Source organism: Priestia sp. SIMBA_032 (assembly GCF_046535215.1).
Classification (GTDB): domain Bacteria; phylum Bacillota; class Bacilli; order Bacillales; family Bacillaceae_H; genus Priestia; species Priestia aryabhattai.
In genome coordinates this window covers 1-274 of record NZ_JAWRXD010000613.1, presented here as the reverse complement: position 1 = coordinate 274, position 274 = coordinate 1, and the positions used below count along the sequence as shown (strand labels likewise).

At 63.9% G+C, this 274-nt stretch carries 1 protein-coding gene; it reads left to right on the top strand.

Annotated elements, in window-relative coordinates; genetic code table 11:
- The coding region (locus SB717_RS35705; protein WP_410907690.1) for a hypothetical protein at positions 1 to 274 on the top strand (274 nt) is incomplete at both ends.

Below are 274 nucleotides of genomic sequence, written 5' to 3'. Positions count from 1 at the left end.
CATCGTCCTTGCCGCGGTGTACATCGGCTACTACTCCAAGGAGCTGACGGTCCTGCCGTTCACGGCGCTGGTACTCCTGGTGCCCAGTGGGATCGTCTTCGATGCGGTTCTGGTGGCCGCGATGCTCGTCTACGCGCAGGTCTTCCGCCAGTACTGGGCCATCATCGCGGTGGTATATGTGGCGCTAAGGATCGTGAATTGGCGCCGTATACGGGTGATCCCGAGTATCGCGACGGGGGTGGCCTCGCTGGTCGCGCTGGCCGTGGCGTTCGCC